The sequence below is a fragment of the Myxococcus sp. AM009 genome, from assembly GCF_013372605.1.
Lineage (GTDB): Bacteria > Myxococcota > Myxococcia > Myxococcales > Myxococcaceae > Myxococcus > Myxococcus vastator.
Genome location: NZ_JABXEP010000186.1, coordinates 1 through 14,573, shown reverse-complemented (window position 1 = coordinate 14,573; position 14,573 = coordinate 1). Strand labels below are relative to the sequence as shown.

The following is a 14,573-nucleotide window of genomic DNA, read 5'->3' as shown; positions in this document are numbered from 1 at the left end:
CCCCCCGAGCCGCCCCGGCGCATCCCCTGGCTGCCGGTGGCCACCGCGGGGCTGGGCCTGCTCATCGCGGGCGTGGGCATCGTCTTCTTCCGCTCGCCCGCGGACGCCACGCCGGTCCGGCCGCCGGTGGAGGTGGCCGTGCCACACCAGCCGGAAATCGCGCCCGACGCGCCGCCGACGCGCATCGACATTGCGGCGGCGCGCCACGTGGAGCTGCCCGTCATCACCGAGCCCCCCGGGGCCCAGGTGAGCGTCAACGGAGAGGCGCGTGGAGAGACGCCGCTGCGCCTGGCGCTGGAGGCCGGAGCCGCCCCGGTGTCGGTGACGCTGGCCCTCAACGGCTACGAGCCCGTGACGCGGCAGGTGTCCGCCACGGACGAGGAGCTGCGGCTGGAGCTGCGGCGCTCCGGAGGCGGCAAGCCCGTCACGGCCACTCCGGCCGCCGGGACGAAGCGGTCCACCCACTCCGGCCAGGGCGGCGGCCTGGGCATCAAGACGGGCCGCTGAGCCTCGCGCGGGAAAATCCGCGCGAAATGATTTTCTGAGACGGCGCGCGCGCCGGGCCCTCAGGGGGAGTGGACCCCCTCACAGGCCCAGGCGCCATGACCCCAGAATCCATCCACCGTTCCGCCGCTCCCGCCCCGGGCGCTCCGGGCCGTCGCGTGCCCAAGGCGCTGGCGTGGCTCGCGGGCGCGGCCTTGCTCGTGGGAGGCGTGGCGCTGCTGTCGTCGCGCGGCGGCGATGGCGAGTCCTCCGACGCCGAAGCCGGCGCCGCCGCGGCGTCCCGGAAGGGCGCAGCCGGTGGGCGTGGCCACGGCGGGCGCGCGGGCGCGGGTGGGACACAGGACGAAGAGCCGCCGCCCCCTCGCTTCGATGAGGCCGTGTGCTGGCGCGAGCTGGAGCGCTTCGACGCGGCGGTGACGCTGGAGAACTTCCGCGCGTGGGCCGCGCCGCTGCTCGCGTCGGGGGATTCGCTGGTCGCGGACTACCTGACGGAGCGCCTCACGGAGCTGATTGGCCAGGACCCGGGCCGCGCGAGCGAGGTGCTGTCCTGGGCGCGCACCGCGGGGCCTGACGAGTTCAACGTCCTCCTGACGGCGCTGCGCGGCTCGGAGGCGGTACACCACGCCCAGGTGGCCACCCAGCTCCTGGCGCAGGGCATGGACGCCACGCTCGACGGCGGACGGCGCGCGGGCCTGCTGGCCGCGCTGGACACGCAGAAGCGCTTCGAGCCGGCGGCGCTGGACACGCTGACGTCCTTCGCGAAGGACCCCGTCTCCGGCGAGGCGGGCTGGGCCGCCACGCGCACCATCGCCCGCGTCATGAAGCGCGACTTCGAGGCGAAGGGCAACGCCGCGCCGTACATGGACGCGCTGCTCACCATCGGCACTGAGTCCCCCGATGAGCAGATTCGCTACCTGGCGCTGTCCACGCCCATGCACGCCACGCCCGTGCTGGATGAGCAGACCCGCGCGCAGTACGCGAAGGTGCTCACGCAGGAGGGCAGCCCGGACGGGCGCGAGGCCGCCGCGCACAACCTCTCCATCTCCGGGGACCCCCAGGAGGTGCTGGAGCTGTTCGCCCAGGCCTTCGCCCGGGAGCAGGAGACGTGCGTGCGGTGGGCCCTCTTCCGCTTCGCCGCGCGCGCCTCCGGCCGCGAGGCCCTGCCTGTCATGGCCAACATGGCGATGACCGACCCGCGCTTCCAGCCGCTCTACCAGATTTTCGAGCAGCTCTACGCGAGCGGGCTCCACGACTTCGTCCGGCTCTGGAACAGCCTGCCCGACCAGGACCCCTTCGGCTGCCTCGTCGGTCACGACTGAGCACGGGAGCTCCCATGAAACGCCTCTGCCTGCTGCTCACGCTTCCCCTCTTCCCCCTGCTGGCCACCGGCGCGCACGCGGCCTCCGCCGACGCGCAGCCCGCGCTCCGAGCCAGCACCTGCTCCGTGCGCGGGTTGATGGATGACCTCCGACGCGGGCTGGGGGCCGGCTCGCCGTCCTACCAGCGCTACCTGCGCACCCTGCTGCGCGAGGCCGCCGTCACGCTGCCGGACGCGGAGCTGCGCGACGCCTTCGCGCGGGAGACGGACCCCGTCATGGCCGAGCACCTGGCGGCGGCGCTGGTGGCCCGCGCGGAGCGAGAAGCGGACCCCCAGGCCATGGACGTGGTGGCCCAGCGCGCGTTGCAGGACGCGGACCCGTCCATCCGCGCCGCCACGCTGCGGGCCATGCGGCGCACCGGCGCGCTGGAGCGCACGGGCGACTTGTACGAGCGCATGGTGCGGGACGAGTCCCCCCAGGTGCGCCAGGAGGCGGCGACCAACCTCATCGAGGACAACGCGCACGTGTACGCCGGCCAGTACGGCCCGGCGGCCGACACGGCGGTGACGGCCGCGGTGGCCTCCTCGGACCCCGAGGTGACGGCGCGCATCCTGGACAACCTCTCCACGGAGAAAATCAGCGCGGAGTCCGCGGAGCGAATCACCTCCCTGCTGCGCAGCGACGACGCGAGCGTGCGCAAGGCCGCCGTCAACGCGCTGGGGGGCGTCCCGGCGGAGCAGATGCAGGAAGCCCGCGAGTCGCTGCTCGCCATGTATCGCGAGGAGCCGGACGAAGGCGTGCGCAAGGCGCTGCTCCAGAGCGTGGCCCAGCTCGGCTTCGACGGCGCGATCGCCGACCTCCAGCGCCTGCGGGACATGGACCCGCGCCTGGCGCGGGAGGCCGACGCGTGGATTCAGGTACTCGGCATGGGCCTTCAGGAGTGGAGCCTGCTCCTGAGGGAGAAGCAGCGGTTGCAGCAGGCTCCGTGACAGGCAGTCCACTGAAAGGAACACCTCATGCATAGCAGCACCTGGAAGTCCTCACTGGCGGCGTTGGCCGCGGTGGCGCTCATCCCCGCGTCCGTGACGGCGCACACCGTCAAGGGCACCCACACGGGCTCCGTGACGGCCCTGACCCGCTACAGCAGCGGCACCTTCCACGGCGCGGTGGACATCGGCAGCGGTGGCCGGTGCAACTACTGGGGCGCGGAGACGGGCGTGGTCGGCTCCGTCTACTGGGCGGTGACCATCCGCACCAGCGGCGTCGTCTGCTACGGCAGCGGCAGCGGCAACCAGAACGAGGCGCGCCACGTCTGGAAGAGCGGCTGGACGTTCCGCCAGTGGCACTTCATCAAGACGGCGGACTCCCGCAACCGCACGTGTGACCGCTGCCAGGTGGGCAACATCGGCGGCACCGGCAACTCCACCGGGCCCCACGCCCACCTCCAGCAGGACAAGCTGGGGACGAAGGACACGTCCTGGTACCAGGGCTACGTCAGCGTGGGCAGCTCCGTCACGCGCGCGAAGACCATCGGCGTTCTGGACTGACGCACCGGCCCCGTGGGCCGCCAGGAGGCCCGGACACGTCCCACAGCGGAAGGTCCGGGCCTTCGGCCTCGCGCGAAGGCGCCGCTCAGCCCAGCTTCATGCCCTTGGGGCGGGCCAGCAGCCGTTCGACGTAGGCCTCCAGCGCGGGACGCCCCGTCCGGCTCCCGAAGATGCGCATCCAGATGAACATCGAGCCAATCATCACGTCCGCCGCGGTGAAGCGCTCACCGAACAGGTAGGGGCCCTGGCCCAGCTCGCCCTCGATGACGTTCAGCACCGTCTCGAAGTCCGTCCAGCCCCGCGAGGGCCCCGTGGGCAACTTCATCAGGTGGTCGCCCATGGCGGGCTCCAGCTGCGACGTGGAGTACACCATCAACGACAGGTAGCGCCCCCGGTCCGGGTCACCCGGCTGGGGCGCGAGCCGCGCGTCCGGGAACTTCTCCGCCAGGTAGAGGCAGATGGCCGCGCCCTCGAACAGCCGCGTGTCGCCATCCACCAAGGCTGGCAATTTCCCAGCGGGGCTGATCTTCAAGAACTCAGGCGACTTGTTTTCCTTCTTCTCGAAGTCGACGGGGACGATTTCATACTGCGCGCCGCACTCATCCAGCATCCACTTGGCAATGACGGCGCGGCTTCGGGGGTTGAAATAGAGCTTCATCGTCGGACCTGACCTTTCCGGTGGTGGGCAGCGCTGCGTCCTAGCAGAACAACCGCACGGCGAAGGACCTGCCGTCAGACGCCGATGGTGGAATCGATGCCCATGCGACATGCCCCCGACTGGGCCCGCTTCGCGAGCAGACACTGGGAGCGAACCCCCACGCGGCTGCGGCTGGGCGCTCCGCTGATTTCCCCCGAGCAGGCCTTCCAGGGGCTCGTCTCTGTCAGCGCGCCCTTCCGCCTCGGCACGCCCTTCCGCGCCCTGCCCGACGTGCGCTTCTTCGCGGACACCGCCCGCCTGCGCGCGCCCGGCACGCTCCTGCCCGGGGAGAAGGACGCGGACGCCACCGCATAGCTCCAGCGCGTCAGCCGAAAGCTCGGCGCGGCGCGCGGCTTCCAGTGCTTCGTGGAGCAGCCGCTCATGCTGGACTACGCGCAGTGGGAGCGCGTGCGCGCCTTCGTCGACGGCGTGCTGGCCCAGGTCGGTGTCCCCGTGCTGCCCATTGTCAGCGACCTGTGGCTGGGCCGCTTCGGCGAGCCGCCGCAGGGCGCCGCGCGCCGGGAGCACCATGCCCGCTTCACCGCGCTGCGCGCGCGCCAGTGGACGAAGGACGCCCGCAAGGCCCGGACGGTGGAGGCCCAGGCCGGGGACGTGCTGTATGCGCCGTCCCACGTCTGACAGGAGGAGGCGAGCGACGAGGGCGCGCTGGCGCTGCGGCTGTGGATTCCGGTGCGCGGCGGTGAGCCCCTGGAGGCCGTGAAGGCGCTGGCGGTGAAGCTCCTGGAGGCCCAGGGCGAGCATGTCCCGGGACGCGGGGACGCACGCGCGTGCCACGGCTGGCGCCGGGCGTCCCCGTGCGGGTGGGCGCCCTGTGCGGCCTGGGGCGAGGCGCGGCCCAGCGCGAGCAGGTGCGGACCCTGCTGGAGACCCTTCATGCGCTGCGCGGCATCGAGCGCGTGCCCTCGAAGGAGGCCTGACGCATGGCCCGCATCGACATCCAGCGACGGTTCGACTGGGACACCTTCGTCACGCGCTACTGGAACCAGCGGCCGGTGCGCTACCAGGCGGCAGGCGTCAGTCCCTTCATGGAGGCGGACGTGTTCGACGCGGCGCTCGGGGCCTCACGCGGCGCCACGGAGCCGCCCACGGCGCTCGAGGCGCGCACGGACGTCCAGTTCACCATCAACCAGGGGCAGCCCGTCCAGTTCGGGCCGTGGCTTCCCCGCGACACCGACGGCTCGCTGGACGGCTACGACACGCGGCTCGCGGACGCGCTGGGGACACGCCGCTACGCGCTCATCATCTCCCTGCTGCACGCCCCTGGCTTCGGGCTCTGGTCCCGGGAGCGGGCCTTCTTCTCCGAGCTCTGGCGGCGCGTGGGGCTGCCCCTGTCGGGCGGCATCACCACGCTGTTCCATGGGAACTACGAGCACAGTCCGGTGGGCGTCCACCTGGACCGCTTCAGCCCGGAGGAGCGCGAGCAGCTGGCCCGCTATGACGTGCCGTACTTCTTCCGCAAGGCGGACGGCGGCCCCCTGCTGATGATGGACGCGCCGCCCACGTCCACGGCCTTCCGGCCCGTGGGCGAGCAGCAGTTCCTGGAGTCCACGCCGCCTCCCGCCCCCCACATCCTGAGCGGAGAGCAGCTCGGCCTGATGAACCTGGGCGTGGCCCTGCGGGACGCGGTGGACGCCGTGGCCCAGGACGTGCGCCACCTTGTCCAGGAGGCGCCCCAGTGGGGTGTGCGTCTGTCATTGGAGAAGGACGGCCGCACGGGCGCGGTGTCCTTCGACTGGCCGGAGACGGGCAAGCGCCTGACGTTCTCCTGGAACCGCCGCGCCGTGCGCCTCACCGACGAGGCGCTGGACGCGCCGCCCGCTCCCCAGCGTGGGAAGCGGGCCCGGCGCGAGCCGCCTACCGCTTGAAGTGGTCGGCGATGACGCTGGCCACGCAGCAGGTGAGCTTCTTGCCCGTGGGGATGTGGAGGAACTCGTTGGGGCCGTGGGCGTTGCTGCCCGGGCCCAGCAGGCCGGTGATGAGGAACTGCGCCTCCGGGAAGCGCTCGCCCAGCATGCCCATGAAGGGGATGGTGCCGCCCTCGCCCATGGCCATGGCCGGCCGGCCGAAGTAGGTGGCGGAGGCGGACTCCACCGCGCTCGACAGCCAGGAGGCCAGCGGCGGCGCGTCCCAGCCGGTGCTGGACTTCTCACCCTCGAACGTCACCTTCGCGCCGTACGGCGGGTCCTTCACCAGCGCCTGCGTCAGCGCCTCCATGGCCGCCTTGGGGTCCACGCGCGGCGGAATGCGCATGGACAGCTTCACCGTGGTGAAGGGCCGCAGCACGTTGCCCGCGCTGCTGAGCGCCGGCATGCCGTCCACGCCCGTCACGGACAGCGCCGGACGCCACGTCCGGTTGAGCACCAGCTCCGCGCCGTCGTCCGACATGGGGCGGGTGCCGGGCACCCAGGGGAACTTGGTGAAGACCTCCTCGCCCAGCACCTTGGCCGCCGCGCGGGCCTGCTCGCGCCGCGCCTCCGGAATCTGCGTGTGCAGGGCCTCCACCAACACCTTGCCCGTGGCCTCCTCCTCCACGCGCGACAGCACCTGCCGCAGCACGCGGAAGGACGACGGGACGACGCCGCTCGCGTCGCCGGAGTGCACGCCCTCCGTGAGCACGTCCACCCGCAGGTCGCCGGCCACCATGCCGCGCAGCGACGTGGTCATCCACAGCTGCTCGTAGTTGGCGCAGCCGGAGTCCAGGCACACCACCAGCGACGGCTTGCCGATGCGCGGCGCCAGCGCCTCGATGTAGGCCGGCAGGTCGTAGCTGCCGCTCTCCTCGCACGCCTCAATCAGCACCACGCAGCGCGCGTGCGGCAGGCCCTGCTCGCGCAGCAAGCGGATGGCCGTGAGCGACGCGAAGGCGGAGTAGCCGTCATCCGCGCCGCCGCGCCCGTAGAGCTTGTCGCCCTCGCGCACCGGCGTCCACGGCGTCAGGCCCTCGCGCCAGCCCGTCATCTCCGGCTGCTTGTCCAGGTGGCCGTACAAGAGGACGGTGTCGTCGCCCTTCGTCCCGGGCACCTCCATGTAGATGACCGGCGTGCGCTCGCGGCCCTTCTCGTCCTTGAGGCGCACCACCTCCAGCACCAGGCCGGGCAGGTGCTGGGCCTGCGCGCGGCACCAGTCCGCGACGAGCTGGACGGCGGCCTCCATGTGGCCAGCGCGGACCCAGTCCGGGTCGAAGGCGGGCGACTTGTTGGGGATGCGGATGTAGCGCTCGAGCGCGGGGAGGATTTCCTGCTCCCAGATGCGGTCGGACGTGTCGGTGGCGGTCTGGACGTTCATGGCCATGTCGGACCGAATCCAGAACACGGGAGAGGGGCCCCTGTCGACAGGGGGAATCCACCACAGGAGCTGAAAACGCCCCGCCCCGGCGCTCCTGGGAGCGCCGGGGCAGGCGTCAGCCGCCGTCAGCCGCTCACTGCTCCGCGGGGATTTCGCGCACGGACAGCCACTTGAAGTCCACGTCGGTGGCGCTGTCCCAGCGGAACACCGCGATGGGGCCGCCCCAGCTGATGGGCATGGCGTTCACCGCGCCGCCGCAGTGGCTGGCGTCGCCACCCCAGCCGCCCGAGTCCACCATGTCGTAGACCTTCTTCCAGGTGACCTTGTCGGCGTTCTCGTTGAGGTACATCTCCAGGCGCACGGCGTCCTTGCCGTTGACCTTGGTGTTGCGCATCACCGACTTGAAGCCCACCCAGCGGCCGCGGAGCGCGGACGTGCCGGACTTGTACGACGCCTGGTCGTACGAGACGTGCCACGTCTCCTTCTGCCAGCGCACCCGGCCGTCATAGTGCAGCGAGCCCTTGTAGGCGCTGCCCTCGCAGCCAGAGTGGTTGTCGTTGTGCTTCCCGCCGCGCGCGTACCAGGCGAAGTTGTCCGAGTTGTCGGACACGGAGTTGACCTTGATGAAGCCCGTCATCTCCACGTTCCGCCAGTCGTTCGCCGCCTGCATGTAGCCGCGGCTGGCCAGCACGTCGCGGTCATAGGTCGGAATCTTGGACGCGCTGTAGCCCGTGGAGGTGAAGACGGACATGCGCACCTTGCTGTTCTTCATCTTCCAGGAGCCGTCCGAGTTGCGGCTGATGGTGTTCTGCGGGTCGAAGCGCTTGTCGGACGTCGCGTTGTCCGCCAGGAACCACTGCTCGCCGCCCGACTTGGTCGGGTAGAGCATCGTCACGCCGAACTTGTCCTGGGTGGGCGTGGGCTCGGGCTCCGGCTCCGGCTCGGGCTCGGGCTCCGGCTCCGGCTCGGGCTCCGGGACGGTGGCGCCGGAGAGGGCCACCATGTCCGTGATGCTGCCCCAGGTCGTCTGGGTGCTGCCGTAGAAGGTGACGCGCACGTAGCGAGCGTTCACCGTGGGGAAGGTGACGCGCTCGAAGCCAATCGACTTCCCGGAGGAGATGCCCACGAAGACGCGGGTGAACGTGGTCCCATCCGTCGACGTGGAGATGTCGAAGAGGTTGATGCGCTCGTTGCCACGGAACCAGGCGATATCCAGGCCGTTCAGCGGCTTCACCGAGCCCATGTCGGCGCGAATCCACTGGCCCGCGCCCAAGGCCGACCAGCGCGTGGCGCTGTTGCCATCAACCGCCATGGCGGGTGGGGTGGGTCCGTCGTAGGAGCTGGCGGTGGCGGTGACGAAGCCTCCAGCGGCCAGCGCGGGCGTCGCGAACGCGCCGACGGCCAGCGAGAACGCGGTGACAGACGTGCGGAAGCGCTTCCATCCCCCCCGGGACGAAGTCGAGTGCTGTCGATTCAAGTGACTACCTCATGTGAGGCCGCGAGCTCGCGCGGCACCTCGGAGCGGCCAAGAGCCCCTCCGGAGCGCCGCGTTCCCCCCGCGGCGCGTGGACTTCCATTCCCTGGCCGCCCGGAAGCAAGCACCCGCACCTACGCGCGGAGGCTTCTTCCAGGAGCGGCCAGAGGTGTTACCGACTCAACGACGGACTGCGGGCCCCAATACCCTTTGAGTCGATATGGAATTCCCACGGCATTTCTTGAGCATGTTTTCAGCCATGCCCGCTCGCCCTGCAGTGAAACGCGCGATGAAACACCGCACGTTTCTCAGTCTTTTGCGGGAAGTCTTATCACAGCCAGAGCCGAACCCTTCAGCCGCACGGTGTCTGTCTTCAGTGGCTGCAATTTTTCGGAGCCGCCGAAGCAAGCATCTTCGGTCCACAGCACCAGCTCCGAGCCGGCGGGCACCAGATGCTCCAGCGCGCCGCGCAGGCTGAGCACCACCTGCAGGCGCTGGCCGCCCCCACGCCGCTCGAGCACCAGGGCGTCCGGCCCCAGGGCGCGGGCCTCATAGGAGCCCCGGCCCGTCTCGCGCAGGGCGGGCTCCGATGCGCGCAGCCGGAGCAGCTCCCGGTAGAGCGCTCGCACGCCCGCATGCCCTGGCTTCTCCGCCTCCGCCCAGTCCAAGCGGGAGCGGGTGAAGGTGTCCTCCGCCTGCGGGTCCGGCACCTCCGCGCCCGCGAAGCGCGCGAAGCCGGCGAACTCCTTGCGCCGCCCTTCCGTGACGAGCTTGCCCAGCTCCGCGTTGTGCTCGGTGAAGTAGAGAAAGGGCGTGCTGGCGTTCCACTCCTGCCCCATGAAGAGCAGGGGCGTGTAGGGAGACAGCAGCAGCAGGCCGCTCATGGCGCGGAAGGCCGCGGGGCTCACGTCGTGCCCCAGCCGCTCGCCGAAGGCACGGTTGCCCACCTGGTCATGGTTCTGGATGCAGTGGACGAAGCGCCAGGGCGCAAGCCCCTCCGCCTTCGTGCCCCGCGCGTGGCCCAGGTTCTTCGACACCTGCCCTTCGTAGAACCAGCCCTGGTTCAGCGTGCGCGCCAGGTCCTCCGTGCTGCCCGTGTAGTCCTGGTAGTAGCCCTCGCTGTCGCCCGCGAAGGCGCGGCGCAGCTGGTGGTGGAAGTCATCCGCCCACACGCCGTCCAGCCCCAGGCCGCCCTCCGACGCGGGGCGCAGCAGGCGCCGCTCGTTGCGCTCGTCCTCGGCGATGACATGCACCTGCCGGCCCGGGGCGCAGGCCCGCGCGCGCGCGGCGATTTCGGTGAGCAGGTGCGGCGTGCCTTCGTCGATGATGGCGTGCGCGGCGTCCAGGCGCAGGCCGTCCAGGTGGTAGTCGGCAATCCACATCTCCACGTTGGCCAGCACCTGGGTCCGCGCGTGGGCGCTGCCTTCACCGTCGTAGTTCACCGCGTCGCCCCACGGCGTGTGGTGGCGGCCGGTGAAGTAGTGCGGTGAGTACACCCGCAGGTAGTTCCCATCCGGTCCGAAGTGGTTGTAGACGGCGTCCATCAGCACCGCGAGCCCGTGCGCGTGCGCGGCGTCCACCAGCCGGCGCAGCCCCTCCGGGCCGCCGTAGTCCCGCAGGGGCGCGAACAGGTTCACGCCGTCGTAGCCCCAGTTGCGCCGCCCCGGGAAGGACGCCACCGGCATCAGCTCCAGCGCGGTGATGCCCAGCTCCTTGAGGCCGGCCAGCCGCGGGATGAGCGCCTCGAAGGTGCCTTCGGGCGTGGCCGTGCCCACGTGCACTTCGTAGAGGACCAGCGCCTGGGGCGCCACGCCCTTCCAGCCCGCGTCCGTCCAGGCGAAGTCGGCCGCCACCACCTCGGACGGTCCATGCACGCCCTGGGGCTGCGAGCGCGACCACGGGTCCGGGAAGGGGCCCTCGCCGTCCACGCGCAGCTTGTAGCGAAGCCCGGCGCCCTGTCCCTCCAGCACCGCGCCGAAGCAGTCGCCGGGCTCCGGCGTCATCGGCAGGACGCGGCCGGGGTTGCCTTGCGCGTCGTGCAGCACCACCTCCACGCGCTGGTGGCCAGGCGCCCAGACCCGCCACCGCACCTGCCCGTCCGCCTCCACCCACGCCCCCAAGAGAGGGGCCTTCGACCGCGCTGCCAAAGACTCATCCGCTGGACCCATGGGCGAGTCCTTTAATGCGTCACCCCTGTCCTTGAGGAGCACTCCGTGCGGCCGGACGCGACCGCCTGGCGGCGGATGTTCACGGGCAGGCATGGTGCCCGGAAGGAATGGGGACCGGCCGACGGTGTTCGCGACGACACCCCGGGCGCGAAGCCGGCCGTGCGCGGGCGCGCGGCCCGCCTTGTCGGCCCCGCCCACCGCCAGGATGATGCGCCCTCCGGCGCCACCCGCCCCTGCTTGGAGTCCCCTGGAATGAGCATCACCCGCCCTGGTCTGGAGCCGCTGCCCGAATCGCCCGACGAGGACGTGCGCGCGCGCGTCGCCGCCATCGAACTCCTCTCTCCCCGCGAAATCGACGAGCGGCTGTCGGACCTGGGCTACCGGGGGCAGCATGAGGCGCGCCGCGCGGCGTGCGTGCTGGCATACCGGCACCTGCGCCGCATCCGCCACCTGCACCTGGAGGGGCTCGCCCCCGAGCCGGGCATGCGGGAGAACTGCCTCTTCCTGGGGCCCACCGGCTCGGGGAAGACGTTCCTCGTGGAGCTGCTGTTCCGCGAAATCCTCGCCGTGCCCACCGTGCTGGCGGACGCCACGCAGTTCTCCGAAACGGGCTACGTGGGTGACGACGTGAGCACGCTGCTGTCGCGCCTGTACGAGGCCGCGGACCGGGACGCGGCCTGGGCCGGCTGCGGCGTGGTGTGCATGGACGAGTTCGACAAGCTCGCCACCAGCCGCTCCGACAGCCGCTTCGCTGGCCAGCAGACCACGAAGGACGTCAGCGGCTTCGGCGTGCAGCGCGGCCTGCTGCACATGCTGTCCGCCCCCAGCGCGGACTTCCCGCCCGACTTCGGCTTCACCAGCCGCCAGCGGCCCGACACCATGGAGCTGGCCTGCGTCACCTTCATCGCCTGCGGCGCCTTCAGCGGCCTGGGCGCCACCGCGGAGGGGCTGGCGCGGAGCGAGCACCTGGGCTTCGGCCGCGAACCCCTCCCGGCGCGAGCGGAGAGCATCGCCACGCGGGTGACGGAGGAGCAGCTGGAACAGACCACCGCCTTCGCGCGCTACGGCTTCATCCCGGAGCTCATCGGCCGCTTCAACCGGCTGGTCTCCTTCTCGCCCCTGGACGCGGCCACCCTGGGCGACATCCTCCAGCACAACGTGCTGCGTGCCTACGAGCGGGAGTTCGAACAAGAAGGGCTGCGCCTGCAGGTGGCACCCGACGTGCGGGAGTTCGTCGTCGCCCGCGCGCTCAAGCGGGAGACAGGCGCGCGAGGGCTGCGCACCACGCTCGCTCCCTTGCTGGAGCGGGCCGCCTACGAGCACTTTGGCCACCAGGGCAACGACGGCACGCTCCGGCTGACGCTGGAGGCCGGCGAGGTCCAGGCCCGGCTCGCATAGCCACGCTGCCTCCGGTCAGCGGACCCGGCGCCCGGCCGCGGCGTGTGGTGACGTGCCAGGGGAGCAGGCCCGTTCCACACCCCGCACGCACAAGCCTTACGGTTTTGCTGGGCAACGGAATCTGGAGGGCAGACACATGCACCACACTCGGGAGATACCCAAGGAAGGCTGGGGGGACTACCTGGCCTTGCTGAGCAACCTGGAGCGCGACCACTGGGTGCGCATCGAGACGGAGAGCGCCGACTTCGGTGACCAGCCGCTCGCCGGCAGGCTGCCGCTGGTGGAGATCGCCCTCGAGCCGAAGGGGAGCGACAAGGGGTCCGTGGAAATCATCGTCGGCCGGCCGGGCGGAGAGGTCACCCACCGCATCCTCAAGCCCGACCACATCTACGCGGACGAGAGCGAGAGCGGCGAACTGGAGTGCCTCGACATCGAGGACGCGGACCACGTGAAGACGCTCATCTACTTCGAGTCGGCCCACGCGGCCGAGGAGCAGGGCGTCGGCGCGCCGTCCTGACGGCGGGCCCCGCGCGAACGCGATGAGGCCGGAAGGCACCCGCCCGAGCAAGGGGTGCCCTCCAGCCAGCGCGCCCCTCCTGACCGGGCCTCACGGCGCGGCCAGGGGGACGGTCCTGCATCGTGGGACTACGGGTACAGCGCGCGAGCGCCCTGCTTGTCCAGGGTGGTGAGCACCAGGTCACCCGTCTGGGTGCCCGCGCACTGCGGGTAGTGCATGACGGACGCGCGGTCATACGTCGTCGTCAGCGCGCGCCACGCGTTGTCCTCGTAGCAGCCGCTGCCCGTCGAGCGGGTGTGCTCGTGGCGGAAGCCCAGCACGTGGCCCAGCTCGTGGCGCATGATGCCCGTCAGCGTCCAGGGGGAGATGTTGCCGAAGGCGGAGTTGTCCACCAGCACGTTGCGGCCCGAGCGCCCCGAGTTCGGGAAGAAGGCGCGCGCCAGGTACTGGCCGCCCGAGTTCACCGGACGCACGTCGAAGAGCACGTTGTTGTTCGAAGCGGTGCAGGCCGTGTCCTGCGCCGTCACGTGGGTGAAGTTGACGTTCGCGGTGGCCTCCCAGGCCGCCGTGGCGCTGTTCATCGCCGTCACCACCTTCGACTTGTTGCCAGAGAAGGTGCTGCTGACGCAGTACGTGAGGTTCCGCGCCTGGGTGGCGCTCCACTTCACGTCACCGGTGGGGGACTTGCTGGAGCTGGTGTTGTAGACGGCCAGGCCGCCCCGGCTGGTGCCCGTCTCCGCCGCGACGCTGTTGTCGAAGAAGGCCCGCAGCTCCTCCTCGCTGTCCAGCGCCATGTCGCCGTCGAAAATCAGCTTGCCCTCGGGGTCCTCGTACACCGAGGCCCGGAACTCCTCCCACGTCATCTTCGGCTGCTCGGATTCGGAGGCCTCCGGGCCACCACACGCGGAACCGAGAAGGGCCACACCAGCCACCAGCGCAACGGAGCGGAACTTGAGCATCTTGGGGTTTCCTCTGACGCCTACTTCGGGGGACGCACCGGCCGCCCGGCGATTCCGCCAGCCGCGGCCTGGAGCGCTCCGCCCATGAGCAACCGCCGCGCCAAGCTGACGCCCAGAGGACAAAGCAAGACTTCACGGCATTACATGGAACGACGACCTTCCAAGTTTGAAGTCAAACAACGTAAACACTCCTGACGCCGCGCCCGGCAACGTGGCGTCCTCACGGAGGAATCGCCTCTTTCGAGGGAGCCGCACACAAACCAGACAGCGCTGTCTGGTTATCGGTCACCTGCCCCGTGGGTCAGGTCCGCTGCGCCCGAGGAGAAGCCCCCATTGCAAAATGCCAGACATTGGCAAAATGCATTCCCAGACATCCTGCGTCAACCCCTTCACCGCAGTGGGGTGGGATTCCTTCAGCGCCGACACACAGGGGGGCAACGGCCGCGGGGGCGTTGATTCCCGACGCCCTGGGGCGCGGAGGACTGCGCGTACCAGGCGGGCGTGATAGGCGGAAGCGGGAGGACCCCGCCGTTCGCCATGCACCTGTTCGACATCCCCGCGTGGTTGGAGGTGGCCTGGCCCCACGTGGTGGCGGCGCTGACGGTGCTCATCAGCACGGTGGCCAGCGCCCACGCGGCCGTTGCCCCCCTGTGTGTCGGCGCTGAAGGAATCCCACCCCACTGC

General features: G+C 70.9%; 15 protein-coding genes. 10 read left to right on the top strand and 5 right to left on the bottom strand.

The genetic code is table 11. From position 1 onward, the window contains the following. The 4 genes from HV824_RS31245 to HV824_RS31230 form a co-directional block, all read left to right on the top strand. On the top strand, positions 1–507 hold a 507-nt coding region (locus HV824_RS31245; RefSeq protein WP_176424882.1), incomplete at its 5' end, for a PEGA domain-containing protein. A gap of 95 nt (positions 508–602) precedes the next feature. Then, complete coding sequence (locus HV824_RS31240; RefSeq protein WP_217917906.1) at positions 603–1,823, top strand: hypothetical protein; 1,221 nt, start codon at positions 603–605, stop codon at positions 1,821–1,823. Between the two features lie 14 nt (positions 1,824–1,837). After that, positions 1,838–2,812, top strand: coding sequence for a HEAT repeat domain-containing protein (locus HV824_RS31235; RefSeq protein WP_176420149.1), 975 nt, complete (start codon positions 1,838–1,840; stop codon positions 2,810–2,812). Positions 2,813–2,839: 27 nt separating this feature from the next. Then, positions 2,840–3,370, top strand: a complete 531-nt coding sequence (locus HV824_RS31230; protein WP_176420150.1) for a hypothetical protein — start codon at positions 2,840–2,842, stop codon at positions 3,368–3,370. 85 nt (positions 3,371–3,455) lie between these two features. On the opposite strand, the gene HV824_RS31225 is transcribed toward HV824_RS31230, so the two are convergent. Then, on the bottom strand, positions 3,456–4,028 hold the full coding sequence (locus HV824_RS31225; protein WP_176424881.1) for a glutathione S-transferase family protein: 573 nt from the start codon (positions 4,026–4,028) through the stop codon (positions 3,456–3,458). A 102-nt stretch (positions 4,029–4,130) separates the two neighbouring features. On the opposite strand from HV824_RS31225, the gene HV824_RS37725 reads away from it, so the two are divergent. The 4 genes from HV824_RS37725 (at position 4,131) to HV824_RS37710 (ending at position 5,953) form a co-directional block, all read left to right on the top strand. Further along, complete coding sequence (locus HV824_RS37725) at positions 4,131–4,382, top strand: hypothetical protein (protein WP_255208492.1); 252 nt, start codon at positions 4,131–4,133, stop codon at positions 4,380–4,382. 66 nt (positions 4,383–4,448) lie between these two features. Then, positions 4,449–4,706 (top strand): hypothetical protein, encoded by a 258-nt coding sequence (locus HV824_RS37720; protein ID WP_255208491.1) that lies wholly within the window; start codon positions 4,449–4,451, stop codon positions 4,704–4,706. Positions 4,707–4,855: 149 nt separating this feature from the next. Further along, a complete protein-coding gene (locus HV824_RS37715) occupies positions 4,856–5,005 on the top strand; it encodes a hypothetical protein (protein WP_255208490.1) in 150 nt (49 codons plus the stop codon). Positions 5,006–5,008: 3 nt separating this feature from the next. Continuing rightward, on the top strand, positions 5,009–5,953 hold the full coding sequence (locus HV824_RS37710) for a hypothetical protein (RefSeq protein ID WP_255208489.1): 945 nt from the start codon (positions 5,009–5,011) through the stop codon (positions 5,951–5,953). Here HV824_RS37710 and HV824_RS31205 read toward each other — a convergent pair. The 3 genes from HV824_RS31205 to treZ all read right to left on the bottom strand — a co-directional run bounded on the left by HV824_RS31205 (position 5,943) and on the right by treZ (position 11,015). After that, positions 5,943–7,379: a M20 family metallopeptidase gene (locus HV824_RS31205; protein WP_176424880.1), complete on the bottom strand. Its 1,437-nt coding sequence runs from the start codon at positions 7,377–7,379 to the stop codon at positions 5,943–5,945. The genes HV824_RS37710 and HV824_RS31205 overlap by 11 nt on opposite strands. Positions 7,380–7,506: 127 nt before the next feature. Next, a complete protein-coding gene (locus tag HV824_RS31200; protein ID WP_176424879.1) occupies positions 7,507–8,850 on the bottom strand; it encodes a discoidin domain-containing protein in 1,344 nt (447 codons plus the stop codon). Positions 8,851–9,155: 305 nt separating this feature from the next. Further along, entirely contained in the window at positions 9,156–11,015 is a 1,860-nt protein-coding gene (gene treZ / locus HV824_RS31195; RefSeq protein ID WP_176424878.1) for a malto-oligosyltrehalose trehalohydrolase, read from the bottom strand. 252 nt (positions 11,016–11,267) lie between these two features. Between treZ and HV824_RS31190 the strand changes: the two genes are divergently transcribed. Next, complete coding sequence (locus HV824_RS31190; protein ID WP_176420155.1) at positions 11,268–12,413, top strand: AAA family ATPase; 1,146 nt, start codon at positions 11,268–11,270, stop codon at positions 12,411–12,413. Positions 12,414–12,549: 136 nt separating this feature from the next. Further along, on the top strand, positions 12,550–12,930 hold the full coding sequence (locus tag HV824_RS31185) for a DUF5335 family protein (RefSeq protein WP_176420156.1): 381 nt from the start codon (positions 12,550–12,552) through the stop codon (positions 12,928–12,930). 128 nt (positions 12,931–13,058) lie between these two features. Here HV824_RS31185 and HV824_RS31180 read toward each other — a convergent pair whose 3' ends face one another. After that, the gene (locus HV824_RS31180; protein ID WP_176420157.1) at positions 13,059–13,889 is read right to left on the bottom strand and encodes a M57 family metalloprotease; all 831 of its coding nucleotides are present in this window, start codon (positions 13,887–13,889) and stop codon (positions 13,059–13,061) included. Positions 13,890–14,573 lie beyond the last annotated feature (684 nt).

Bases quoted from the DNA above. Each gene is read 5' to 3' on its own strand.
- HV824_RS31235 (WP_176420149.1), top strand. From the start codon at position 1,838: ATGAAACGCCTCTGCCTGCTGCTCACGCTTCCCCTCTTCCCCCTGCTG.
- HV824_RS37710 (WP_255208489.1), top strand. From the start codon at position 5,009: ATGGCCCGCATCGACATCCAGCGACGGTTCGACTGGGACACCTTCGTC.
- HV824_RS31185 (WP_176420156.1), top strand. From the start codon at position 12,550: ATGCACCACACTCGGGAGATACCCAAGGAAGGCTGGGGGGACTACCTG.
- HV824_RS31180 (WP_176420157.1), bottom strand. From the start codon at position 13,889: ATGCTCAAGTTCCGCTCCGTTGCGCTGGTGGCTGGTGTGGCCCTTCTC.
- treZ (WP_176424878.1), bottom strand. From the start codon at position 11,015: ATGGGTCCAGCGGATGAGTCTTTGGCAGCGCGGTCGAAGGCCCCTCTC.
- HV824_RS31190 (WP_176420155.1), top strand. From the start codon at position 11,268: ATGAGCATCACCCGCCCTGGTCTGGAGCCGCTGCCCGAATCGCCCGAC.
- HV824_RS31205 (WP_176424880.1), bottom strand. From the start codon at position 7,379: ATGGCCATGAACGTCCAGACCGCCACCGACACGTCCGACCGCATCTGG.
- HV824_RS37720 (WP_255208491.1), top strand. From the start codon at position 4,449: ATGCTGGACTACGCGCAGTGGGAGCGCGTGCGCGCCTTCGTCGACGGC.
- HV824_RS31230 (WP_176420150.1), top strand. From the start codon at position 2,840: ATGCATAGCAGCACCTGGAAGTCCTCACTGGCGGCGTTGGCCGCGGTG.
- HV824_RS31225 (WP_176424881.1), bottom strand. From the start codon at position 4,028: ATGAAGCTCTATTTCAACCCCCGAAGCCGCGCCGTCATTGCCAAGTGG.
- HV824_RS37725 (WP_255208492.1), top strand. From the start codon at position 4,131: ATGCGACATGCCCCCGACTGGGCCCGCTTCGCGAGCAGACACTGGGAG.
- HV824_RS31240 (WP_217917906.1), top strand. From the start codon at position 603: ATGACCCCAGAATCCATCCACCGTTCCGCCGCTCCCGCCCCGGGCGCT.